Annotated in this window: 20 protein-coding genes; 6 read left to right on the top strand and 14 right to left on the bottom strand. The window is 68.6% G+C overall.

The annotated features are described in order from the left end of the window. Window positions 1–73 precede the first annotated feature (73 nt). On the bottom strand, window positions 74–856 hold the full coding sequence (locus AC07Y4_RS01100) for a class I SAM-dependent methyltransferase (RefSeq protein ID WP_487850165.1): 783 nt from the start codon (window positions 854–856) through the stop codon (window positions 74–76). On the opposite strand from AC07Y4_RS01100, the gene AC07Y4_RS01095 reads away from it, so the two are divergent. Next, on the top strand, window positions 849–2,120 hold the full coding sequence (locus AC07Y4_RS01095; RefSeq protein WP_487850166.1) for a M20/M25/M40 family metallo-hydrolase: 1,272 nt from the start codon (window positions 849–851) through the stop codon (window positions 2,118–2,120). The genes AC07Y4_RS01100 and AC07Y4_RS01095 overlap by 8 nt on opposite strands. A 40-nt stretch (window positions 2,121–2,160) precedes the next feature. Here AC07Y4_RS01095 and AC07Y4_RS01090 read toward each other — a convergent pair whose 3' ends face one another. The 8 genes from AC07Y4_RS01090 to AC07Y4_RS01055 form a co-directional block, all read right to left on the bottom strand. Beyond that, complete coding sequence (locus AC07Y4_RS01090; protein ID WP_487850167.1) at window positions 2,161–4,386, bottom strand: DUF3300 domain-containing protein; 2,226 nt, start codon at window positions 4,384–4,386, stop codon at window positions 2,161–2,163. Window positions 4,387–4,572: 186 nt separating this feature from the next. Further along, window positions 4,573–5,199, bottom strand: a complete 627-nt coding sequence (locus AC07Y4_RS01085) for a DUF3299 domain-containing protein (protein WP_487850168.1) — start codon at window positions 5,197–5,199, stop codon at window positions 4,573–4,575. A gap of 2 nt (window positions 5,200–5,201) precedes the next feature. Beyond that, complete coding sequence (locus AC07Y4_RS01080) at window positions 5,202–6,464, bottom strand: ABC transporter permease (RefSeq protein WP_307694440.1); 1,263 nt, start codon at window positions 6,462–6,464, stop codon at window positions 5,202–5,204. Next, window positions 6,461–7,207 (bottom strand): ABC transporter ATP-binding protein, encoded by a 747-nt coding sequence (locus tag AC07Y4_RS01075; RefSeq protein WP_487850169.1) that lies wholly within the window; start codon window positions 7,205–7,207, stop codon window positions 6,461–6,463. The genes AC07Y4_RS01080 and AC07Y4_RS01075 overlap by 4 nt, the downstream gene beginning before the upstream one ends. A 4-nt stretch (window positions 7,208–7,211) precedes the next feature. Further along, window positions 7,212–7,802, bottom strand: a complete 591-nt coding sequence (locus AC07Y4_RS01070; protein WP_487850170.1) for a DUF2796 domain-containing protein — start codon at window positions 7,800–7,802, stop codon at window positions 7,212–7,214. Next, window positions 7,799–8,707, bottom strand: a complete 909-nt coding sequence (locus AC07Y4_RS01065) for a sulfurtransferase (protein WP_062468825.1) — start codon at window positions 8,705–8,707, stop codon at window positions 7,799–7,801. Before AC07Y4_RS01065 ends, AC07Y4_RS01070 begins: the two co-directional genes overlap by 4 nt. Before the next feature lie 53 nt (window positions 8,708–8,760). Next, window positions 8,761–9,693, bottom strand: coding sequence for a DMT family transporter (locus tag AC07Y4_RS01060; RefSeq protein ID WP_487850171.1), 933 nt, complete (start codon window positions 9,691–9,693; stop codon window positions 8,761–8,763). 58 nt (window positions 9,694–9,751) lie between these two features. Further along, window positions 9,752–10,897: an aromatic ring-hydroxylating oxygenase subunit alpha gene (locus tag AC07Y4_RS01055; RefSeq protein ID WP_095744298.1), complete on the bottom strand. Its 1,146-nt coding sequence runs from the start codon at window positions 10,895–10,897 to the stop codon at window positions 9,752–9,754. Window positions 10,898–11,169: 272 nt separating this feature from the next. Between AC07Y4_RS01055 and xseB the strand changes: the two genes are divergently transcribed. The 4 genes from xseB (at window position 11,170) to AC07Y4_RS01035 (ending at window position 15,439) form a co-directional block, all read left to right on the top strand. Continuing rightward, complete coding sequence (gene xseB, locus AC07Y4_RS01050; RefSeq protein WP_062468817.1) at window positions 11,170–11,436, top strand: exodeoxyribonuclease VII small subunit; 267 nt, start codon at window positions 11,170–11,172, stop codon at window positions 11,434–11,436. 11 nt (window positions 11,437–11,447) lie between these two features. Beyond that, window positions 11,448–12,362 carry a polyprenyl synthetase family protein gene (locus tag AC07Y4_RS01045; RefSeq protein ID WP_354347507.1) on the top strand — a complete coding sequence of 305 codons (915 nt, stop codon included), beginning with the start codon at window positions 11,448–11,450 and terminating at the stop codon, window positions 12,360–12,362. A 22-nt stretch (window positions 12,363–12,384) separates the two neighbouring features. Beyond that, window positions 12,385–14,229 (top strand): 1-deoxy-D-xylulose-5-phosphate synthase, encoded by a 1,845-nt coding sequence (gene dxs, locus AC07Y4_RS01040; RefSeq protein ID WP_495274101.1) that lies wholly within the window; start codon window positions 12,385–12,387, stop codon window positions 14,227–14,229. 130 nt (window positions 14,230–14,359) lie between these two features. Beyond that, the gene (locus AC07Y4_RS01035) at window positions 14,360–15,439 is read left to right on the top strand and encodes a TRAP transporter substrate-binding protein (protein ID WP_062468808.1); all 1,080 of its coding nucleotides are present in this window, start codon (window positions 14,360–14,362) and stop codon (window positions 15,437–15,439) included. Between the two features lie 74 nt (window positions 15,440–15,513). Here AC07Y4_RS01035 and AC07Y4_RS01030 read toward each other — a convergent pair whose 3' ends face one another. The 3 genes from AC07Y4_RS01030 to AC07Y4_RS01020 form a co-directional block, all read right to left on the bottom strand. Next, complete coding sequence (locus tag AC07Y4_RS01030; RefSeq protein WP_369631961.1) at window positions 15,514–16,035, bottom strand: hypothetical protein; 522 nt, start codon at window positions 16,033–16,035, stop codon at window positions 15,514–15,516. Continuing rightward, window positions 16,032–17,570, bottom strand: coding sequence for a TRAP transporter large permease (locus AC07Y4_RS01025; RefSeq protein WP_070061822.1), 1,539 nt, complete (start codon window positions 17,568–17,570; stop codon window positions 16,032–16,034). The genes AC07Y4_RS01030 and AC07Y4_RS01025 overlap by 4 nt, the downstream gene beginning before the upstream one ends. Before the next feature lie 64 nt (window positions 17,571–17,634). Further along, window positions 17,635–18,174: a TRAP transporter small permease subunit gene (locus AC07Y4_RS01020; protein ID WP_070061823.1), complete on the bottom strand. Its 540-nt coding sequence runs from the start codon at window positions 18,172–18,174 to the stop codon at window positions 17,635–17,637. 167 nt (window positions 18,175–18,341) lie between these two features. Here AC07Y4_RS01020 and AC07Y4_RS01015 point away from each other — a divergent pair, with 167 nt between their 5' ends. Continuing rightward, window positions 18,342–19,634 carry an SUMF1/EgtB/PvdO family nonheme iron enzyme gene (locus AC07Y4_RS01015; RefSeq protein ID WP_487850172.1) on the top strand — a complete coding sequence of 431 codons (1,293 nt, stop codon included), beginning with the start codon at window positions 18,342–18,344 and terminating at the stop codon, window positions 19,632–19,634. Window positions 19,635–19,640: 6 nt separating this feature from the next. Here AC07Y4_RS01015 and AC07Y4_RS01010 read toward each other — a convergent pair whose 3' ends face one another. Together AC07Y4_RS01010 and AC07Y4_RS01005 are read right to left on the bottom strand one after the other, a co-directional pair. Then, a complete protein-coding gene (locus AC07Y4_RS01010) occupies window positions 19,641–21,083 on the bottom strand; it encodes an MFS transporter (RefSeq protein WP_487850173.1) in 1,443 nt (480 codons plus the stop codon). Between the two features lie 77 nt (window positions 21,084–21,160). Then, window positions 21,161–22,291, bottom strand: coding sequence for a 2-aminoethylphosphonate--pyruvate transaminase (locus AC07Y4_RS01005; RefSeq protein WP_487850174.1), 1,131 nt, complete (start codon window positions 22,289–22,291; stop codon window positions 21,161–21,163). Window positions 22,292–22,324 lie beyond the last annotated feature (33 nt).

Here is a 22,324-nt window from a genome sequence, read left to right as displayed (position 1 = left end):
CCGGGCGCGGCTTGCACCGCGGCTCGGATGGTAGCGGATCGGGGCAGGGCGACGCCACGCGCCGAAGTGCAGATCACTGCTTGCGTGCCACGATGAAGGGGCGGTTCTCGCCTCCCTTCGTCGCGTGGTTCTCGCTGGCAAGCACCTCGAAGCCGGCCGCCTGCAGATGCGCCCCGAGTTCTGCAGCCCGGAACACACCGGCATGCGGTGCCAGCCCGATCGCGCGCATCGCGGGCAGCAAGGCCAGCCGCAAGAGCGGGGTCATGTCGCCGAGGCAGGGCGTCTTGGAGATGAACAGGCCCTGCGGCGCGAGCAGGGCGTGGATGCGGCGCAGCGTGCCGGGCAGGTCGCGCACCAGGTGGAGGTAGTTGAACCCCAACACGGCGTCGAAGGGGCCTTCGCCCGGTGCCAGCGTCTCGGCGGTCGCCACGCGGAACGCCAGGCCGGGGACCGGGGCGGCGGCGTGTTTCTCTTCGGCGATGGCGATCATGCCTTCGGCGATGTCCGTCGCCAGGTACGCGCGAACGTGGCCCGCGAGGCGCAGGGCCGTCGTGCCGGTGCCGCAGCCCAGCTCGAGCACGCGCGCGTCCGGTTTGAACAGGGCGCGGGTCCGCTCGAGCGTGCGCGCGTAGCCGGCCTCGTCCGCGATGGCGCTCTTCGCGTAGCGGCGAGATGTGCGGTCCCAGAATCTGGCGTCGTTCGCGAGGCTCATGGTCTTGGACAGGCGGCGTGTGGAAGGGTGCGGCGCACTGTAAACCGCCGCCGGGGCGCTGTCGCCGATTTGCGCCGCTTCGCCCGCCATGTCGCTATGCTGGCGCCCGCCAATCACTCCAGGAAAAGAGACTTCCATGACCATGCGTACCTCGTCTTTCTTCTCCCTGCGTTCCGTTGCCCTGGCCTGCGGCCTGGCGCTCGGCGCCGTGGCCACCGCGCAGGCGGCGCCCGATGCGAAGCTGCTGGCGGCGGCCGAGAAAGCACAGCCCGCCGTCATCGACAACCTGAAGGAGATGGTGTCCATCGAGTCGGGCAGCCTGAACGTCGAGGGCCTGATGAAGATGGCCGACGTGATCGAAGGACGCCTGAAGGCCGTCGGCTTCAAGACGGAGCGCCGCAAGGCCTCGGCCGGCGCGGGCGCCGACATCGTCATCGGCACGATCAAGGGCACGGGCAAGCGCAAGATCATGCTGCAGGGCCACATGGACACGGTGTACGCGCCGGGCATCCTGAACAGCCAGCCCTACAAGGTGGACGGCAACCGCATCTACGGCCCCGGCATCGCCGACGACAAGGGCGGCCTCGCGGTGATGATGGCGTCGCTGAAGATCCTGGCCGACGCGGGCTGGCGCGACTACGACACGCTCACCGTGCTCGTGAATCCCGACGAAGAGGTGGGCTCGGTGGGCTCGGGCGAACTCATCGCGACCACGGCCGACCTGCACGACACGGTGCTGTCCTTCGAGCCGACGGCCGCCAAGGCGGTGGCCAAGGGCGAGTCGCTGCTGCTCGGCGCGGCCGGCATCGCGCAGGCCACGCTCGAGGTGAAGGGCCGTGCGGCGCACGCCGGCGCCGCGCCCGAGCTGGGCCGCAACGCGCTGTACGAGCTGTCGTACCAGATGCTGCAGACCAAGGACCTCGCCAAGGACATCCCCGGCGTGACGCTGAACTGGACCGTGGCGCGCGCCACCGGCCCGATCAACCAGATCACCGAGAAGGCGCAGGCGCTGGGCGACATCCGCATCACGCAGCCCGGTGCCGAGAAGAAACTCACCGAGGCGCTGCAGGCCAAGATCGCCAGCGGCAAGCTGATTCCCGACACCGAGACCACGGTGAAGGTCGAGGTGGGCCGCCCGGCCTTCGTCGCGGGCGCCAAGGGCCGCGCGCTGGCGGAGAAGGCGCAGGCGATCTACAAGGAGCTCGACCGCGAACTGGCGCTGACGCCGATGACCGGCGGCGGCACCGACGCGGGCTTCGCGGGCCGCTCGGGCAAGGCCACGGTGGTCGAGAGCTTCGGCCTCGCGGGCTTCGGCTACCACGCGCGCGACGAGTACATCGAGGTCGACTCGATCGTGCCGCGCCTGTACCTCGTGACGCGGCTGTTGACCGAGATCGGCAAGAACTGAGTTCGTAGCGCGCAGTGCGCCCGCGGCAGGGGCCGCGGGTTCACTGCGGTGCGTTGGGATCGCCCGGGCGGCGGCGATGGGTGGCAGCTGCCGCCGCGGCGGCCTGAGCCTGGGCTTGCTGCTGTTGCGCCTGCTGGCGTTGCATCTGTTCCTGTTGGTGCTGCTGCTGGCGGGCCTGGTTCTGTGCGGCCTGCTGTTGTTGCTGCATCTGCTGGCGCTGCATCTGCTCCTGTTGCTGGCGTTGCTGGGCCTGGGCGGCCTGCTGCTGTTGCATCTGCATCTGGCGCGCCTGTTCCATCTGGGCCTGGCGTTGCTGCTGCGCGGCCTGGGCCTGCGCCTGTTGTTGCTGTTGCAACTGCTGCTGGCGACGGGCCTGCTCCTGTTGAGCCTGTTGCTGCATCTGCTGCGCGCGCCGGGCCTGTTCCTGCTGCGCCTGCCGTTGCTGTTGCTGGGCGGCCTGGGCCTGCTGCTGTTCCTGCTGGCGACGTAGCTGTTCCTGTTGTGCCTGTTGCTGCTGCATCTGTTGGCGGCGGCCCTGCTCCTGCTGGTCCTGGCGTTGTTGGCGCAACGCCTGTTCCTGTTGCTGCGCCTGCTGCTGGCGACGCGCCTGCTCTTGCTGGGCCTGTTGTTGGCGCTGCTGGTATTGCGCGGCCTGCTGCTGCTGCATCTGCTGGTGACGGGCTTGGTCCTGCGGGTCCTGGCGTTGACGCAGTGCCTGCTCCTGTTGCGCTTGCTGCTGACGTCGTGCCTGTTCCTGCTGCGCTTGCTGCTGGCGCCGTGCCTGCTCCTGCTGGGCCTGTTGTTGACGCTGCGGGTCCTGCGTGGCCTGCTGTTGCTGCATCTGCTGGCGACGGGCTTGTTCCTGCTGATCCTGGCGTTGGCGCAGAGCCTGGTCCTGTTGCATCTGCTGTTGACGCCGTGCCTGCTCCTGCTGCGCCTGTTGTTGACGTTGCTGGTTCTGTGCCGCTTGTTGCTGCTGCATCTGCTGTCGACGGGCTTGCTCCTGCTGGTCCTGGCGCTGGCGCAAGGCCTGTTCCTGCTGCACCTGTTGCTGGCGCCGAGCCTGTTCCTGTTGCGCCTGCTGTTGCTCGCGCACCTGGTTCTGGGCTGCCTGCTGCTGCATCAGCGCTTGTTGTTGCTGCTGCTGGGCACGCGCCTGTTGCTGCAGCTGCTCTTGCTGCTGCGCTGCCTGCCATGCCGCCGCACCGGTTGGCGGGCCGCTGCGATCGCCTGCGTAGTTGTTGTTGTAGACGTTGCGCACGTTGTTGACCACCGTGGTCGAGCGCGAGACATACGTGCTGTTGTTGTAGACCACCGCAGGCCGGTAGGCCGGTGGCGGCGGTGCCGCGCGGTCGCGCCAGCGCGGCGCGCCCCAGTTCATGTTCCAGGCGTTCCAGCCCCAGCCGTGGCGCTCCAGTGCCGAGCCGACGATCACGCCGCTGCCGAAGGCCAGTGCGCCCACTGCGGCCACCTGGCCGCGGCTGTAGCCGGGCTCGACCACCACCGGCGGCGGTGCATAGGCATAGCCGGGGTAGACGGCCACGGGCGTGTCGTACACGACCTGCGGGTCGTAGCGCGGCACGTACACCACGTCGGGCTGCACGGGCTCGATGGTGATGAGCTCTTCGGGCGCTTCGATCACCGTGGGGCCCGCGTACATGGGCTGCATGTCGGGCGCGGGCGTGTAGTTGGGTGGCGTCGCGGCGCGCGCCACGCGCAGCTTGTCGTTGTTCTTGAGGCGACCGGCCTTCGAGGCGCGCTGGCGCATCACCTGGATCGCGTTCATCACGTCGGCCGGGTCGTTGTAGTAGGCCTTGCCCAGCGAGGTGGTCCACGCGATGTTGCCGGCCATCTGGTCCATCACGGGCCGGAACGCGGTGAGCGACTTCACGCTCGGGTCCCACGGCTGCTGGTTGGCGGCGTCGGCGAGCGGGCCGGCCTTGAGTGTGGGGTTCTGCTGCAGCCAGCCGTGGGCCGCGGTGATCTGATCGGGGTAGGTGGCACCGGCCAGGATCTGCGCGACGAGCTTGTCGGGGTACAGCGCGATGGGCGCGACCAGCTGGTAGAGCTGCTCGGCCGAGGGCGGCGTGTAGGCGGCCGGCACCGGTGCGGCGACGGGCGCGGGGGCTGGTGCCTGGGTGGCCGGTGCTTCAGCGGCGGGAGGTGGTGGTGCGGGCTTGTCGCAGCCTGCAACGAACAACGCTGCGACGCACAGCGAAGCCACGAGGCGCCGCTGAAGGAGGGGGCGGTGGGGAGAGGGTGTCATCTGGCATGTCCTGAAGACGCCGGCAGGGTGCCCGGAACTCCTTCAACGGCGGGCCAGAGCAGGCGATGACACAGCCTGCGCCCCGGATGCAACGGTCTGTGTCGGCGGTGCGCCGCCTGTGCTGTCGGCGCAGGACCACGAGACCACCGGGCGACGTGGCGATCGCCCGGGGAAGAACCTCTGTCGTTACTTGGCGCCGCCCGAGTACTTGGTGACGCTGCTGGCCTTCACGTGGTAGCCGCTCACGCCCATCATCGAGTCGTTGCGCAGCGTCTGCAGCTTGCCCGTGACCCACACGGTGTCCATGGCGCGGAACTTGGCGCCCTTTTGCGGAATGACGTGCAGGATCTGGTTGGCCGGCGGCGGCGGCGTGTGGATGCAGGCGCCGAAGTAGGGTACGAGCAGGAACTCGGTGACCTCGCCCTTGGCCTCTTCGAGCGGCACGATGAAGCCGGGGATCTTCACTTCCACGCCGTTGAGCGCGGGGTTGGTGGGCGCGTTGTTCGACACCTCCTGCATCTTCATCAGCAGCTCGTTGGCGCGCGGGTCGCCGTCGTCGAGCGTGCTCAGGTCGATGCCCTTGAAGGCCTTGGCCGGGTCCCAGTCCTTGGGCACCAGCTCTTCCCAGCTGATCTGGCGCGGCTGGCCCGCCGCGGCCTGGGGCGCGGCTGCGGCCGGCTTGCCGCCCAGCGGGTTGGTCGCGGTGGTGTCCTTCGGTGCGGGCTCGGCGGCCCAGGCGGCGGCTGCGAGGCCGGCGCCGGCCAGCAGCATCGACAGGGCGGTGAGCACGCGGGATGTGGAGGTCTTCGTCATGGTCAGATTCTCGGAGAAAGGCCGTCGGCCAGCGACAGGCGGTAGGCCCGGATGCCGGGCAGCAGGCTCGCGAGCCAGCCGGCGACCAGCAGGCTCGCCGTCAGCAGCCATTCGTTCAGTGTAGGTTCGGACAGGCTCAGCGTCAGCCCGAACTGCGCCTGCAGCCATGGCGAGAGCAGGGCGATGCCGAGCACCGCCATCGTCACGCCCAGCAGCACGCCCAGCACGGTGACCAGTGCGCCCTCGAGCGCCAGCAGCGCCAGCACGTGGCGCAGGCCCGCGCCCACGGCGCGCAGCACGGCGAGCTCGCGGCGGCGTTCGTTCAGGCCCGCCATCACCACCGACACCAGCCCCGCGAGGCTCACGAGCGCGACCAGTGCCGACATCAGCAGCAGCGCGTTCTCGCCGATGCCGATCACGCTCCACAATTCGTCGAGCGCCACGCCGGGCAGGATGGCCATGAGCGGTTCGCCGGTGTAGGTGGAGATCCAGCGCTGCACGCCGAACACGGCGGCGCGGTTCTTCAGGCCCACGAGCGCGGCCGTCACGTTCTTGGGCGTGAGGTCGAACTTGCGCACCTGCTCGGCGGGAATCTTCACGCCCGGCATCGGCGCGCCGCCCACCCATTCGAGGTGGATGGCTTCCATGGCCGCCAGGCCGATGTGCACCGTGCGGTCGACCGGCGTGCCGGTGCGCGCGAGCACGCCCACCACGGTGAAGGGCTTGTCGGCATGCTCGGCCACGTTGAGTTCGCCGCTGCCGTGCGCCAGCGTGATCTTCTGGCCCACGTGGTAGCCCAGCTTGTCGGCCACCTCGGCGCCGACCACGGCATCGAACAGCGCGTCGAAGGGTTTGCCTTCGCGCAGCTTCAAGGTCTGGCGGTCGCCGTAGCGGAAGTGCGTGAAGTAATCGGGCGTGGTCGCGAGCACCGAGAAGCCGCGGTGCGAGTCGCCCAGGGACAGCGGCACCACCCAGTCGACGCCGGGGTGGGCCTGCAGTGCCTGCACGCTCTTCCACGAGATGTTGTTGGTGGCCGCGCCGATGCGGAACACCGAGTACAGCAGGAGCTGCGTGGAGCCGGTGCGCGCGCCCACGATGAGGTCGGTGCCCGAGACCGACGACGCGAAGTTCTCGCGCAGCTCGGTGCGGATGCGCTCGACGCCCAGCAGCAGGAAGGTCGACAGCGCGATTGAGAACACCGTCAGCGCGAGCGTGAAGCGGCGGTTCCAGGCGCTGCGCCATGCGATCGAAAAAAGTGCTCTCATGCGTCCACCGCCATCGCGCTCGATGCCGCACGGTTGATCTCCGGCAGCAGCACGTGCCGCGCGAAGCGTGGTGCGATGCGCTGGTCGTGGCTCACGAACACGAGCGCGCTGTGGTTCACGGCGCAGGCCGTGAGCAGCACGTCGAGAAAGGCTTCGCGCCGGTCTTCGTCGAGCGCGGAGGTGGGCTCGTCGGCGATGACGACCTCGGGCTGGCCGATGAGCGCGCGCGCCGCGGCCACGCGCTGCTGCTGGCCCACGGAGAGCTGCAGCGCCTGGCGCTTCGACAGCGCGCGGTCCAGGCCCATCTGGTCGAGCAGGTGCTCGGCCTCGTCGCGCGAGCTGCCGCTGCGCGCGGCCTGCGCCTCGCGCCGCGCCGAGAAGCGGCAGGGCAGCAGCACGTTGTCGAGCACGCTCAGGTAGGGCAGCAGGTTGAACTGCTGGAAGATGTAGCCCACGTGCGCCACGCGGGCGCGGTCGCGCTGCGTGCCCGAGAGCTTGGCCCAGTCGTGGCCCAGCAGCGTGACGCGGCCTTCGTCGGCCACCAGCACGCCGGCCAGCAGCGACAGCAGCGTGCTCTTGCCGCAGCCGCTCGGGCCGTGCAGGAACACGGATTCACCCGCCGTGATGCGCAGGGCCTCGATGTCGATGCAGGGTGTCTTCACGCCGGGCCAGGTGAAGCGCAGGGCTTCGGCGGCGAGCACGACGCGCAAGTGCGTGGTCTCGGCCTGCGGGAGGGTGCTCACGCTGTCACTTGCCCAGCGTCAGGCGGGAAGGCTGCGCGGCCTGCGCGCCGCTCGGGCGCTTCAGCTGGCGCTTGAACTGGCCTTGCGCGCTGGCGATCTGCACGTCGATCTGGCGTGCGCCCTTGAAGGCCGAGAACAGGTTCAGGTCGATGAACTTCGCGGCGGCGGCCTGGGTGCAGTTGAAGGAGAAAGAGGCGTCGAGGTCCGCGTGGCCGCTCGATTCGGCCGGGTCGGGGTTGCCCAGGCCGAGCGCGCCGGAGCGCAGGTCGACGGGGCCGAGCTTGCAGTTGGCGGCGGGGTCGATGGTGAAGAGCTTGTCGGCCGCGCGCAGCTGGGCGATGGCGGCTTCGACGGTCTTCTTCTCGGCGTCGGTCTTGGGGGCGCGTTCGAAGCCGACGATGTTGTCCAGCGGCGATTCCATGGCGATCACGATGGTGGGCCCGTCGATGGCCACGTCGAGCTTGAGCTGGCCGTGCACATGCGCGTGCTGTTGCTGGGCCTGTGCGGGAAGGATGGCGGCCGCGAACAGCGCGGCGGCGGTCAGTGCGAAGCCGGAGGACGTGCGTCGAAGTCGGGTGTGCAGGGTGTGCATCATGGTTCTGCGCCTTGCCGGGTCGGCAGCCCCGGCGTGTTGCTCCATTCGCTCCAGCTGCCGGCATAGAGCGCGGTCGTCCCGAACCCCGCGATCTGCATCGCGAGCAGGTTGGGCACGGCGCTCACGCCGCTGCCGCACTGGTGGACGACGGTCGCCGCATCGCGCCCCGCGAGCAGCGCTTCGAACTCGGCGCGCAGTTGCGCGGCGGGCTTGAACTTGCCATCGGGACCGATGTTGTCGGCGAAGGGCCGGTTCAGGGCCCCGGGGATGTGACCCGCGATCGGGTCCAGAGGTTCCACCTCGCCGCGGTAACGTGCACCGGCACGCGCGTCGATCAGGTTCTGGTCAGGCTGGCCGAGCCGGCGCACCACGGTGTCGGTGGTCACGAGCCTGGCGATCGGCTCGCCCTGTACGAAATTCGACTGGAAGCGCGCGGGCTCCTCGCGGTCGGTCACTTCGCCGCCCGCGGCCTGCCAGGCCTGCAGGCCGCCGTCGAGCACGGCCACGGCGTCGTGGCCCATCCACTTGAGCATCCACCACAGGCGCCCGCAGTAGTTGGCGCCGTTGCGGTCGTACACCACGGCCTGCATCGTGTTGGAGAAGCCCACGGACGAGAGCCAGGCCGCGAATTTCTCGCGGCTGGGCAGCGGATGGCGCCCGCCCGAGGCGGGCACGCCGTCGTCCTGCGCCACCACCACGTCGCCGCGCGCGCCGGGCAGGCCATGCTTGGCGCTGAGGTCGGTGTCCAGGTTGGCGTACTGCGCGCCCGGGATGTGCGCGGCGGCATACAGCTGCGCGCCGGCCTCGGGCTTCATGAGGTCGAAGCTGCAGTCGAACACCATGAGGGGCGAGTCGCCCTCGCGCAGTTGCCTGAGTTGTTCGACGGAGATGAGGGTGGTGTACATGGCGGAAGCTCCTTCGAAAAATGGTTCGGCGATGGGTGCCGTGGCTGCTGCGTTCAGTGTTCCTCGGCCGGCGCCTTCGGCACGGCCCGCTGGCGCAGCACGGTGGCCGCGATGCCGCTGGCGATGATCAGCGCCATGCCGGCCCAGCCGGCGGCGTCGATGCGGTCGTCGAACAGCACCACGCTGTAGAAGGCCGCGAACACGATGCCCGAATATTGCAGATTCGCCACCACCAGTGTGCCGGCCTGGGTCTTGGCGGTGGCGTAGGCGCGGGTCATGCACAGCTGTCCGAGGGCGGCCAGCAGGCCGATCGGCAGCAGCCACAGCGCATGCTGCCACGTCCACGAACTGCCGCCCGAAAACCCGGTCGCGGCCGTGGCGAAGGCGCCGGCCACGGCCGAGCCGACCGCGAAGTAGAAGACCGTGCGCAGCTCGGGCTCGCCGATGCGCGACAGCGCCACCACCTGCATGTAGGCAAAGGCGGCCGTGACGCCCGACAGCAGGCCCAGCATGCCCGCGAAGCCGTCGCCGCCGCCCACGGTGGGCTTGAGCATGAGCACCACGCCGGCAAAGCCCGCGAGCACCGTCATCACCAGCGGGCCCTGCAGCGGCGGGCGCTCGATGCGGCCGTCGCGCCCGGGCACCGGCACCCAGGCCAGCAGCGCGCCGCCGACCAGGAAGGCCGCGACCCACACGCTGCTCATGTAGTTGAGCGTGACGGCCGTGGCCAGCGGCATGTGGGCGATGGCGTAGAACCACGCGCCCAGCGACACCACGCCGATGGTGCTGCGCCAGGCGTGCATGCCGGGGTATTTGGTGGCCAGCGAGGTGCTGCGGTTGCGCGCCAGCAGCCAGAGAAACACGATGCCGATGAGGCCGCGCCCCAGGACCATCTCACCGCTGTTGAACCATTGCGAGGCCACCTTCACGACCACGCTCATGGTGGCGAACAGAAAGGCCCCGAGCACCATCCACAGCGCTTGCATCGATTGACATCCAGATCAGAAAAAAGAAAGCCCCGGCGGGTGCGGGGCGGGGCGGCGTTCAGGCGCGTGGTTGTTGCATCGCGTTGCGGTACCACTCGTGGAACTGCTGCATGCCGTCTTCCATGGGGCTCTGGTAGGGGCCGGTCTCGTTGTCGCCGCGCAGCATGAGCGCGCGGCGGCCGGCGTCCATGCGCTCGGCGATCTCGTCGTCCTCCACGCAGGTTTCCATGTAGGCGGCCTGCTGGGCCTCGACGAACTCGCGCTCGAAGGCGACGATTTCCTCGGGGTAGAAGAACTCGACCATGTTGAGCGTCTTGGTCGGGCTCACCGGGTGCAGCGTCGACACGGTGAGCACGTGCGGGTACCACTCGATCATCACGTGCGGGTAGTAGGTGAGCCAGATCGCGCCGTACTTCGGCGGCTTGCCGTCGCGGTACTTGAGCAGCTGCTCCTGCCACTTCTGGTAGACCGGGCTGCCCGCGCGGCCCAGGCGGTTGGCCACGCCAACGGTCTGCACCGAGAACTCGGGCTTGAACTCCCACCGCAGGTCGTCGCAGGTGACGAAGCTGCCCAGGCCGGGATGAAACGGGCCGACGTGGTAGTCCTCGAGGTAGACCTCGATGAAGGTCTTCCAGTTGTAGTTGCACTCGTGCAGCTCGACGCGGTCGAGCGCGTAGCCCGAGAAGTCGAGGTCGGCCTGCGGGCCCAGGCCTGCCATGTCGGCCGCCACGTCACGGCCGCTGCCGTCGGCGTTCTTCTCGAACAGAAGGCCGTTCCATTCGGTGAGCGGGTAGTTGTGCAGGTTCAGGCACGGGTCCTGGTCGAAATGCGGGGCGCCGATCAGCGTGCCGGTGGTGCGCGCGTCTTTGGCGGCGTAGGTCCAGCGGTGCAGCGGGCAGACGATGTTGCCGCCGGTCTGGGCGTCGAGCTGGCCCCGGCCCTGCAGGATCAGGGCCTGGCGGTGGCGGCAGACGTTCGAGATGAGCTCCACGCCCTTGGGCGTGTGGACCAGCGCGCGGCCCTGGTGTTCTTGCGGCAGGGTATGGAAGTCACCCGGCTCGGGCACGGCCAGTCGGTGCCCGACGTAGCGGGGCCCTCGCGCGAAAAGGTTCTGCATTTCGCGGGCGTACAGGGCCTCGTCGAAATACGCGGTAACTGGAAGTTGGCTCGCGGCCTGCTGCAGTTGAAGACTTAAATCAGACATGGAGGACCTGACCAAGCTCCCCACAGGGAGAAAAAAAGAAAAAACGGAAGGCGCCGTCTGCAAGGGTGACGGCCCGAAGAGGTGTGCCGGTGCGACCGGCGGGGGAAGCGAGGATTGTACCCGGGGGGCATTTTTGCGCCCGCCGGGTTTTGGCCTCGCATGGCCGGGCGTCATACAGGGTGTTGCAAAGGGTCGCGCGCGCGTGCGCGGGCTGCCCGGCGGTTCGTTGCGCCCCCGCCCTAAAATGTTCCGTTTCATCCACGATTCGTTGCATGCCCAAGGTGCCTTCTCCTTCCACGACCAGCCCGGCGGCCACGCCCGACACCGGGCCGTTGCCCGCCAGCTACGAAGCCGGGCTCCAGGAACTGGAACAACTGGTTGCAGAACTCGAATCGGGCCAGCTCCCGCTGGACCAGCTGCTGGGCAGCTACCAGCGCGGCGCCGCATTGCTCGGCTTCTGCCGCGACAAGCTGCAGGCGGTCGAGGACCAGATCAAGGTGCTCGACGCCGGCAGCCTCAAGCCCTGGACGGCCGAATGAGCGCCGTCCCGATGACTTCCACCGCCACCACTCCCTGGGACGCGAAGACGCTGGCCGGCTGGGCCGAGCCCCACTTGGCCACGGTCGAAGCGGCGCTGTCGCGCTGGGTCGGCGTCGATGCGCCGGTGCTGCTGGGCGACGCCATGCGCTATGCCGTGCTCGACGGCGGCAAGCGGCTGCGGCCGCTGCTGGTGCTCGCGGCCAATGAAGCGGTCGGCGGCAATGCCCACGCCGCGCTGCGTGCGGCCTGCGCCACCGAACTCATCCACGCCTATTCGCTGGTGCACGACGACCTGCCGTGCATGGACAACGACGTGCTGCGCCGCGGCAAGCCCACCGTGCACGTGAAGTTCGGCGAAGCCGATGCGCTGCTCGCGGGCGACGCGCTGCAGGCGCTGGCCTTCGAACTGCTCGCGCCCGAGGGCGACGAGGTGCCCGCGGCCATGCAGGCCCTGCTGTGCCGCCTGCTGGCGCGCGCCGCCGGCAGCCAGGGCATGGCCGGCGGCCAGGCCATCGACCTGGCCAGCGTCGGCATCGCACTGAACGAAACCCAGCTGCGCGAAATGCACCGCCTGAAGACCGGCGCGCTGCTGCAGGGCAGCGTCGAGATGGGCGCCGCCTGCGGCACCGTGTCGCCGGCCGCGCTGGCGGCGCTGCGCGACTACGGCGCCGCCATCGGCCTGGCGTTCCAGGTGGTCGACGACATCCTCGACGTCACCGCCGACTCGCAAACCCTGGGCAAGACCGCCGGCAAGGACGCCGCGGCCGACAAGCCCACCTACGTGTCGCTGCTCGGCCTGGACGGCGCGCGCGCGCAGGCGAGCCAGCTTCTTGCCGATGCCATCGCCGCGCTGAACAAGAGCGGCCTGCCCGACACTGCCGCATTGCGCGCCTTGGCCCACATGGTGGTCGACCGAGACCGCTGAGAAGAAAAAAGAACCCACCTCCATGGCTCCGCTGCTTCCCACTCTCCACGACCCTTCGCCGATCCGCCAGTACGACCGGGCCCAGCTCAAGCAGCTGTCCGACGAGGTGCGCGCCTGCGTGCTCGACAACGTCTCGCGCACCGGCGGCCACCTGAGCTCCAACCTCGGCACGGTCGAGCTGACGGTGGCGCTGCACCATGTGTTCAACACGCCGCACGACCGGCTGGTGTGGGATGTGGGTCACCAGACCTACCCGCACAAGATCCTCACGGGCCGGCGCGAGCGCATGCCCACGCTGCGCCAGCTCGGCGGCATCTCGGGCTTTCCGCAGCGCACCGAGAGCGAGTACGACACCTTCGGCACCGCCCACTCTTCGACCAGCATCTCGGCCGCGCTCGGCATGGCCATGGCCGCCAAGCAGAAGGGCGAGAAGCGCCATGCCGTGGCCATCATCGGCGACGGCGCGCTCACGGCCGGCATGGCCTTCGAGGCGCTCAACAACGCTGGCGTGTGCGACTGCAAGCTGCTGGTCATCCTGAACGACAACGACATGTCGATCAGCCCACCGGTGGGCGCGCTCAACCGCTACCTCGCGCAGCTCATGAGCGGCAACTTCTACGCCGCCGCCAAGAGCGTCGGCAAGAGCGTGCTGCGCAATGCGCCGCCGCTGTTCGAGCTGGCCAAGCGGCTGGAGCAGCATGCCAAGGGCATGGTCGTGCCGGCCACGCTGTTCGAGCAGTTCGGCTTCAACTACGTCGGCCCCATCGACGGCCACGACATCGACTCGCTGGTGCCCACGCTCGAGAACCTCAAGCACCTGGACGGCCCGCAGTTCCTGCACGTCGTCACGAAGAAGGGGCAGGGCTACAAGCTCGCCGAGGCCGACCCGGTGGCCTACCACGGCCCGGGCAAGTTCGATCCGCAGGTGGGCCTGGTCAAGTCGACCACGGCCGCCAAGCAGACCTTCACGCAGGTCTTCGGCCAGTGGCTGTGCGACACGGCCGCGCACGATGGCCGCCTCGTGGGCATCACGCCCGCGATGCGCGAAGGCTCGGGGCTCGTGGAGTTCGAGAAGCGCTTCCCCGACCGCTACTACGACGTCGGCATCGCCGAGCAGCACGCGGTCACCTTCGCGGCCGGCCTCGCCTGCGAGGGCCTCAAGCCCGTGGTCGCGATCTACTCGACCTTCCTGCAGCGCGCCTACGACCAGCTGATCCACGACGTGGCGATCCAGAACCTGCCCGTGGTGTTCGCGCTCGACCGCGCGGGCCTCGTGGGTGCCGACGGCGCCACGCACGCGGGCGCGTACGACATCCCGTTCCTGCGCTGCATTCCCAACATGAGCATCGCCTGCCCGGCCGACGAGCGCGAGTGCCGCCAGCTGCTGACGAGCGCCTACGAACAGAACCATCCGGTGGCCGTGCGCTACCCGCGCGGCGCGGGCGCCGGCACCACGCCGCACCTCACGCTCGACGCGCTGCCTTTCGGCAAGGGCGAGGTCCGCCGCGAAGGCCAGCGCATCGCCATCCTCGCGTTCGGCACCTTGCTGTACCCGGCGCTCACCGCGGCCGAGTCGCTCGATGCCACCGTGGTCAACATGCGCTGGGCCAAGCCGCTCGACGTCGAGTTGCTGTTGCAGGTGGCGGGCACGCACGACGCGCTCGTCACGCTTGAAGAGGGCGCCATCATGGGCGGTGCGGGCAGTGCGGTGGTCGAGGTCCTGCAGGCGGCCGGCGTGCAGAAGCCGGTGCTGCAGCTGGGCCTGCCCGACCGCTTCATCGAGCACGGCGATCCGGCCAAGCTGCTCGCATCGATCGGCCTCGATGCCGACGGCATTGCCGCCGCGATCAAGAAACGCTTCGTTTGACAAGAGGTCGCAGGGTAAACCCCCGCCGGCCACCTGTAAGCGCGTTTTTACAATCAAAAGGACTCACAAAAGTCCCTGACGCGGTCACAAGCCGCGTTTTGTTTTTTCCAAAGCACTCGGAGTGAATTCAATGGATCGTCGTTCCCTCATCAAAAACGCCGGCATCGCGGGCGTTCTGGCTGCCGGCATCGCGCCCGCGGTTCACGCGCAAGCCACCGTTCGCTGGCGTCTCGCATCGAGCTTTCCCAAGTCGCTGGACACCATCTTCGGCACCGCCGAGGTGTTCTCGAAGAGCGTGAGCGACATGACGGGCGGCAAGTTCCAGATCTCCGTGCACGCGGGCGGCGAGCTGATGCCCGCCTTCGGCGTGGTCGACGGCATCCAGAGCGGCGCGGTCGAAATGGCGCACACGGCGCCTTACTACTTCTACGGCAAGGACCCGACCTTCTGCCTGGGTTGCGCCGTGCCTTTCGGCATGAACACCCGCCAGCAGAACGCCTGGATGTACGAAGGCAACGGCCTGAAGCTGATGCGCGCCTTCTACGCCAAGTACAACATCATCAACCTGCCGGGCGGCAACACGGGCGCGCAGATGGGCGGCTGGTTCCGCAAGGAAATCAAGTCGGTCGCCGACCTGAAGGGCCTGAAGTTCCGCACCAACCCGTTCGCCGGCAAGGTGCTCGAGCCCTTCGGCGTGATCCCGCAATCGATTCCCGGCGCCGACCTGTACCCCGCGCTCGAAAAAGGCACGCTCGACGGCCTGGAGTGGGTCGGCCCGTACGACGACCAGAAGCTGGGCTTCAACAAGATCGCCCCGTTCTACTACTACCCCGGCTGGTGGGAAGGCGGCCCCGAGCTCGACTTCTACATCAACACCAAGGCATGGGAAAGCCTGTCGGCCGATTTCAAGGCCGTGGTCGAAGCGGCTGCCGCGCACGCCAACATCACGATGACGGCCAAGTACGACGCCAAGAACCCGATCGCGCTCAAGCAGCTCGTGGGCTCGGGTACCAAGCTGCGTCCGTTCTCGCAGGACGTGATGAACGCGGCCTTCAAGTCGGCCCAGCAGATCTACTCGGACCTGAACAACAGCAACCCCGAGTGGAAGAAGATCTACAGCGACTGGTCCAAGTTCCTGGCCGACCAGAACGCCTGGTTCCGCTACACCGAAGGCACCTTCGACCGCTTCATGCAACAGCAGAAGCTGTAAGGCACGCGGCGCCGCAACCCGGCGCTTCGCACCTCACAAGAAAAAAAGCCCCGCCGGTTTCGGCGGGGCTTTTTTCATTTGGACGCGGGGTCGGGTTCGGGAGAGGGCGGTGGCGCGGACGGCAGCGTGCGCATTGCCACCTGTTCGCCGAACGCGATCAGCACCTGCGGGTCGTAGGCATGGAACCAGGTGATGCCGCCGAAGCGCCGGCGCACCAGCAGGCGCGGCGCGATCACGCGCTCGAGCATGCGGATGTGCACCAGCTTGAGCTGCGCCACGTCCTGCGCGCTCACGCGCTTGTTCCACAGCCAGGTCTGCGTCAGCACGTCGCCTTCGAGGCGGGTGCGGCTGTAGACGATCCAGTAGCCGACCCAGATCACGCACAGGCCCGCCACACCGAAGACGAACAGGCTGGTGGCCGACCAGCTGGTGGTGCGCAGCGACGGCAGGCTCCACAGCGCGAAGGCGAAGAGATCGACCACCAGCACCACTGCCAGCGTGCGCAGCAGCGGCGGGAAGGCGGCGCTTTCGAGCGGGCCGCCTTCTGTCGTCGCGGGGTGGTCGTTCGGGGCGTCGCCGGGGCGGGCGTCGCTCACGGTTTGGAGGCTTCGCCCGCCGCCGGGGCCGCCGGCGCCGGCGTTTCCTCGGGCGTCTTCTGGTTGCCGAACGGGTCTTCCATGTTCACGCCGTTGTCGGTGGCGGGCGGCGCGTTCGGGTCGACCGGCATGTCGAGGTTGACCTTCTCGATGTCGACGACCTTTTCCTTCTCGAGGAACACGGTCACCGTCTGCGGGAAGAAGATCACGATGGCCACCAGCAGCAGCTGCATCACGACCCAGGGCACGGCGCCCAGGTAGATGTCGCGCGACTCCACCTTCTTGGGCAACGCCCCGTTCTTGAACAGGGTGTCGGCGATGCCCCGTAAATAGAACAGCGCGAAGCCGAAGGGCGGGTGCATGAACGAGGTCTGCATGTTCACGCACAGCAGCACGCCGAACCACACCATGTCGATGCCCAGCTTGTGGGCCACGGGGCCCAGCAGCGGCAGGATGATGAAGGCGATCTCGAAGAAGTCGAGGAAGAACGCCAGGAAGAACACGAAGATGTTGACCGCGATCAGGAAGCCGATCTGGCCGCCCGGCAGGCCCGAGAGCATGTGCTCGATCCACTTGGCGCCGTCCACGCCCTGGAACACCAGCGAGAACACGCGCGAGCCGATCAGGATGAACACCACCATCGCCGTGAGGCGCATGGTGCCTTCCATCGCGTCCTTCATCAGCGCCCAGTTCAGGCGCCGGTGAATGAGCGCCAGCACCAGCGCGCCCACCGCGCCCATGGCGCCGGCCTCGGTCGGCGTGGCGATGGCCTTGTCCATGAAGGGCAGGCCGCCCATCGAGCCGAGCACCGCGAAGATCAGGATGGCCGAGGGAATGATGCCGCGCAGGCACTTGCCCCACAGCGCCCAGCCGTGCAGCGTGCGCGCCGTGGCGGGCAGGCCGGGCACGTAGTGCGGGCGGATGCGCGAGACCAGGAAGGTGTAGATCGCAAAGATCACCACCTGCAGGATCGACGGGCCCCAGGCGCCCTTGTACATCTGGCCGACGTCGGTGCCGAGCTGGTCGGCCATGACGATCAGCACCAGCGAGGGCGGCACCAGCTGCGTGATGGTTCCCGAGGCGGCGAGCACGCCGGTCGAGTAACGCATGTTGTAGCCGTAGCGCATCATGACCGGCAGCGAGATCATCGCCATCGCGATCACCTGGCCGGCCACCGTGCCGGTGATGGCGCCGAGGATGAAGCCCACGATGATCACCGAGTAGCCCAGGCCGCCGCGGATCGGGCCGAAGAGCTGGCCCATCGAGTCGAGCATGTCCTCGGCGAGCCCGCATTTCTCTAACACCGCTCCCATGAGCGTGAAGAACGGAATGGCCAGCAGCGTCTCGTTCGACAGGATGCCGAACACGTTGAGCGGCAGGTTGGCCATGAAGCCGGCCGGGAACCAGCCCATCTCGATGGCGAAGAAGCCGCAGATCAGGCCGAGGGCCGAGAGCGAAAACGCGACCGGAAACCCGATCAGCATGATCACCACGAGCCCCGCGAACATGATCGGGGCGAAATTTTCCATGTGCATGATGTCTACTTGTCCTGCGGTGCGGGCGGTGTCGGGGCGGTCTGGCGAAGCGCGACGAACGCCATCACTGCACCGGCTTCTCGTAGTGCGTGTTCATCTCGATCAGTCCGCGCAGGTAGGCGATGCGCTTGATGATCTCGGCGACACCTTGCAGGAACATCGTGCAGAAACCCACGGGCATCAGCAGCGCGGCGGGCCAGCGGATCAGCCCGCCGATGTTGCCCGACATCTCGCCCGACACCCAGGTGTTCCAGAAGAACGGCCAGGTGAGGTAGGTCAGCAGGCCCATCACCGGCAGCAGGAAGAAGGTCAGGCCGAACAGGTCGACATACACCGGCCCGTGGCCTTTGAGCTTGCCGTAGATGATGTCCACGCGCACGTGCTCGTTGAAGCGCAGCACCACCGGCGCACCGAGCATCACGGTGGCGGCGAACAAGTACCACTGGATCTCGAGGAAGGCGTTGTTGCTGAAGTCGAAGCCGTACCGGACGAAGGCGTTGGCGGCCGAGATGAGCGACGCGGCCAGAACCGCATAGCCGGCAAATTTGCCGAGTTTTTCGCTGACCCAGTCCATGACGGCCGCGAATTTGAGGAATACAGACAAGGGGTGTCTCCCGCGAAGCCCAAGGTGAAGCGCCGGCCCCTGGTGGGGGCTGCGCGCAAAGCCCGCAATGGTATCTCGGTGAACCTTAGTATTGCCTTGACACAAACTCGGGTTTACCCGGAATCCGCGTCGCCAGAGGGCCTGTCGGGCGGTCGCCATAATGGCCCATGTCTTCGAGCCCGCCGCCTTCGACGCCCTTCGGTGCGGCGAGCCCGCCCCTGTCGATCGACTCGCCCGACATGCGCCGCGCCGGCCGCGACCTGCTCTCGCTGGCCCTCATCGACGCGCGCAACCACACGCTGCACCTGCTGTCCCTGTTCGAACAGGCGCTGGGCGAAGCCATGCGCGTGCCGCCGCAGCCGGGCGTGGTGCCGCCGGTCTGGCTGGCGGGCCACATCGGCTGGTTCGCCGAATGGTGGATCGGGCGCAACACCCAGCGCGCCTTCGGCATCGACTGCCCCGTGCGGCCCACGCGGCTGGCCGCCATCGACCCCGACGCCGACGACTGGTGGAACCCTGCCCAGGGCGCGGCCGATCGCTGCTGGTCGCCCGACCTGCCGGGCCTGGGCCAGACCAAGGCCTACCTGCTCGAAACCCTCGAGAGCACGCTCGAGCTGCTCGAGAACGCCGCCGAGACCGATGCCGGCCTGTACTTCTACCGGCTCGCGCTCTTCCATGAAGACCTGCGCGGCGAACAGCTCGTGGTGCTGGCGCAGACGCTGGGCCTGCCGCTGAACATCGAGCAGCCGCCCACCGCCGTCACGCGCGAGCCGCTGCTGCTGCCGGCCACGCGCTGGGAGCTCGGCCTGCCCGAGCACAGCGGCTTCCTGTTCGCGCAAGAGGGCGCAGCGCACCGCGTCGACGTGCCCGAGTTCGAGATCGACGCCCAGCCCGTCACCTGGGACCAGTACATCGAGTTCGTCGACGACGGCGGCTACGACCGCGAGGAACTGTGGCACAGCGACGGCTGGCGCTGGCTCGCCGCGCAGACCGAAGGCCGGCGCGGGCCGCGCCATGTGGAGCAGATCGGCGTGTCGCGCAACGGCACGGGTGGCTCGGTGCTGCAGCAGCGCTTCGGCGTCACCGTGCGCGCGGCCGGGCACCACAGCGCCGTGCACCTGAGCTGGTGGGAGGCCGACGCCTGGGCGCGCTGGGCCGGCCGGCGCATCGCGACCGAGATCGAATGGGAAATCGCCGCCCACACGGCCGCGCGGCGGGGCTTTCGCTGGGCCGACGTGCACGAGTGGACGGCAGGCACGCTGCAGCCCTGGCCGGGCTTCCGGGCCGATCCGTGGAGCGCCGGTGGCGAGTTCGATCCGGTGGCCGCCTTCGGCCGCGCGCGCGTGCTGCGCGGCGCCTCGTTCGCGACCCGTGCGCGCCTGCGTTCGCCGCGCCGCCGCGGCTTTGCGCTGCCCGACAGCGACGACGGCTTCTTCGGCTTCCGCACCTGCGCGCTGTAGCCGCCTTCAGGGCCGCTCGCCGCCGGCTTCCGACGACAGCGGCGGCGCCACTTCCTCCAGCGGCTTGCGCTCCGCATCGGCCGCATGGCGCAACGCCAGCAGCCCCGCGACGATGACCAGCACGGCGCCGATCAGGTAGCCCACCATCACCGCGCCGCGGCTGCCGGTCTCGATCAGCATCCCGAACAGCACCGGCGCCGCGAAGCCGCCCGCGCCCATGCCGATGGCGTAGAAGATCGCGATGGCCATGGCGCGCATCTCCAGCGGGAACACCTCGCTCACCGTCAGGTAGGCCGAGCTGGCCGCGGCCGACGCAAGAAAGAAAACTGCCGACCAGCACAGCGCCTGGCTGCGCGCGTCGAGCCAGCCCTGCATGAAGGCCCAGCCCGTGAGCGCCAGGCCCACGCCGGCCAGCACATAGGTCAGCGCGATCATCTTGCGTCGGCCCACGCTGTCGAACAGCGGACCCAGCAGCAGCGGCCCGAGCACGTTGCCCAGCGCGAACGGAAAGATGTACAGCGCCACGCGGCCTTCGGCCACGCCGTAGAAGCGCGTGAGCACCAGCGCGTAGGTGAAGAAGATCGCGTTGTAGAAAAAGGCCTGCGACACCATCAGCGCCGTCGCCACCACGCTGCGCGCCGGGTAGCGCCGCAGCAGCACGCGCGCCACCTCGCGCATCGGCGGGCTGTTCTGGCGCGCGGCGGTGTACACGACGTGGCCTTGCGCGGTGGGCAGCGGGCCGTGCTGCACTTCGACTTCGCGCTCAATGTCCGCGACGATGCGCTCGGCCTCATCCGCGCGTCCGTGCGCGATGAGCCAGCGCGGGCTCTCGGGCACATGGCGCCGCACCAGCAGGATGGCCACCGCCAGCACCGCGCCCAGCGCGAAGCCCGCGCGCCAGCCCCACACGGGGCCGATCACGCGCGCATCGAGCAGCACCAGGCTCAGCGCCGCACCGAGCGCCGCACCGATCCAGAAGCTGCCGTTGATCGCGAGGTTGACGCGCCCGCGCACGCGCGCCGGAATGAGTTCGTCGATGGCCGAGTTGATGGCCGCGTACTCGCCGCCGATGCCCAGCCCGGTGACGAAGCGGCACAGCGCAAAGAAGGCGAAGTTGGGGGAGAAGGCCGTGGCCAGCGTGCCCAGCGTGTAGACCACGAGCGTGAGCAGGAAGAGCTTCTTGCGACCGAGCCGGTCGGTGAGCCGACCGAAGACCAGCGCGCCGATCACCGCGCCCGCGATATAGATCGAGCCCGACCAGCCGATTTCTGAGGCCGTGAGTCCGAGCGTGTCGGGCCGCTCCAGCACCGCGCCGATGGAGCCCACCAGCGTGACCTCGAGGCCGTCGAGGATCCAGGCCACGCCCAGCGCGATCACCACGCGCCAGTGCCAGCGCGACCACGGCAGGCGGTCCAGGCGGGCAGGGATGTCGCTGCGCAGAACCGTCATGCGGGGCATTATGCGAAGCGCATCACCCCCGCGTTGTAGGACCGGCGCTGCAATGCGCCGGTCCGCTCACAGGTGCTTCAGGCCGCGACGGCCGCCGTCACCTGCCGGATGCCCATCGCTTTCAGCGTGTCGGCAATGGCCGCCACCGCGCCCGGAATGCCCGCGTCGCCGAAGTGCCCCATGCAGCCCACGCGGAAGGTCTCGACCTGCGTCAGCTTGCCGGGGTAGAGGATGTAGCCGCGCTTCTTCACCTCCTGGTAGAAGGTCTTGAAGTCGTAGTTGGCATCGTCGGGTGCGTGGAAGGTGACGATGATCGGTGCCTGGATGGCCGGGTCGAGAAAGGGCCGGAAGCCCAGCGTGGCGAGGCCGTCGACCAGCGCCTTGCAGTTGCGCGTGTAGCGCCCGCCACGCGCGGGCAGGCCGCCTTCCTCGATGTACTGCGCGATGGCGGTGTCGAGCGCGGCCACCACGTGCGTGGGCGGCGTGAAGCGCCACTGCGTGGTCTTCTCCATGTAGACCCACTGGTCGTACAGGTCCATGCTCAGCGAGTGGCAGTTGCCTTCGCACTTCTCGAGCGTGCTGCGCTTGATGACGACGAAGCCCATGCCCGGCACGCCTTCGAGGCACTTGCCCGAGGCGGCGACCACGGCATCGAAGGGCGTCTTGCGTGCGTCGATCTCCAGCGCGCCGAAGGAGCTCATCGCATCGATGATCAGGCCGCGCCCATGCTTGGCGACCACCAGCGCGATCTCGTGCAGCGGGTTGAGCACGCCGGCGCCGGTTTCGCAGTGCACCACCGCGACGTGCGTGATGCTCGGGTCGGCCGCGAGGGCGCGGTCGACGTCGGCGGGCGAGACCTGCTTCTCTTCGGTGTAGTCGATGGTGGTGAGCTTGCGGCCCAGCACCTTGCAGATCTTGGCCAGGCGCTGGCAGTAGGCGCCGTTGCTCGGCACCAGCACATGGCCGTTGCGCGGCACGATGGTGCCGATGACCGCTTCGACCGAGAAGGTGCCGCTGCCTTGCAGGGGCACGCATTCGTGCGTGCCCGTGCCGTGCACGATGTTGAGCACTTCCTTGCGGATGCGCGCCGTGATCTGGTTGAAGTCGGCGTCCCATGAACCCCAGTCGCGCAGCATCGCTTGGCGGGTGCGGTCCGAGGTGGTCAGGGGGCCGGGCGTGAGCAGGATGGGGTGGGCGGCTTGACTCATGGTGTCTCCAGGCAGGGAAAGGGAATGAGGGGC

Source organism: Variovorax sp. GW460-12-1-14-LB1 (assembly GCF_059423605.1).
Note: the sequence above shows the minus strand (reverse complement) of the source record. Positions and strands in the feature narration are given on the sequence as shown.

What these genes read in the sequence shown, in the direction of transcription:
- AC07Y4_RS01095 (WP_487850166.1), top strand. Translation starts at nt 849, where the DNA reads ATGACCATGCGTACCTCGTCTTTCTTCTCCCTGCGTTCCGTTGCCCTG.
- AC07Y4_RS01100 (WP_487850165.1), bottom strand. Translation starts at nt 856, where the DNA reads ATGGTCATGGAAGTCTCTTTTCCTGGAGTGATTGGCGGGCGCCAGCAT.
- AC07Y4_RS01090 (WP_487850167.1), bottom strand. Translation starts at nt 4,386, where the DNA reads ATGACACCCTCTCCCCACCGCCCCCTCCTTCAGCGGCGCCTCGTGGCT.
- AC07Y4_RS01085 (WP_487850168.1), bottom strand. Translation starts at nt 5,199, where the DNA reads ATGACGAAGACCTCCACATCCCGCGTGCTCACCGCCCTGTCGATGCTG.
- AC07Y4_RS01080 (WP_307694440.1), bottom strand. Translation starts at nt 6,464, where the DNA reads ATGAGAGCACTTTTTTCGATCGCATGGCGCAGCGCCTGGAACCGCCGC.
- AC07Y4_RS01070 (WP_487850170.1), bottom strand. Translation starts at nt 7,802, where the DNA reads ATGATGCACACCCTGCACACCCGACTTCGACGCACGTCCTCCGGCTTC.
- AC07Y4_RS01065 (WP_062468825.1), bottom strand. Translation starts at nt 8,707, where the DNA reads ATGTACACCACCCTCATCTCCGTCGAACAACTCAGGCAACTGCGCGAG.
- AC07Y4_RS01060 (WP_487850171.1), bottom strand. Translation starts at nt 9,693, where the DNA reads ATGCAAGCGCTGTGGATGGTGCTCGGGGCCTTTCTGTTCGCCACCATG.
- AC07Y4_RS01055 (WP_095744298.1), bottom strand. Translation starts at nt 10,897, where the DNA reads ATGTCTGATTTAAGTCTTCAACTGCAGCAGGCCGCGAGCCAACTTCCA.
- xseB (WP_062468817.1), top strand. Translation starts at nt 11,170, where the DNA reads ATGCCCAAGGTGCCTTCTCCTTCCACGACCAGCCCGGCGGCCACGCCC.
- AC07Y4_RS01045 (WP_354347507.1), top strand. Translation starts at nt 11,448, where the DNA reads ATGACTTCCACCGCCACCACTCCCTGGGACGCGAAGACGCTGGCCGGC.
- dxs (WP_495274101.1), top strand. Translation starts at nt 12,385, where the DNA reads ATGGCTCCGCTGCTTCCCACTCTCCACGACCCTTCGCCGATCCGCCAG.
- AC07Y4_RS01035 (WP_062468808.1), top strand. Translation starts at nt 14,360, where the DNA reads ATGGATCGTCGTTCCCTCATCAAAAACGCCGGCATCGCGGGCGTTCTG.
- AC07Y4_RS01025 (WP_070061822.1), bottom strand. Translation starts at nt 17,570, where the DNA reads ATGCACATGGAAAATTTCGCCCCGATCATGTTCGCGGGGCTCGTGGTG.
- AC07Y4_RS01015 (WP_487850172.1), top strand. Translation starts at nt 18,342, where the DNA reads ATGTCTTCGAGCCCGCCGCCTTCGACGCCCTTCGGTGCGGCGAGCCCG.
- AC07Y4_RS01010 (WP_487850173.1), bottom strand. Translation starts at nt 21,083, where the DNA reads ATGACGGTTCTGCGCAGCGACATCCCTGCCCGCCTGGACCGCCTGCCG.
- AC07Y4_RS01005 (WP_487850174.1), bottom strand. Translation starts at nt 22,291, where the DNA reads ATGAGTCAAGCCGCCCACCCCATCCTGCTCACGCCCGGCCCCCTGACC.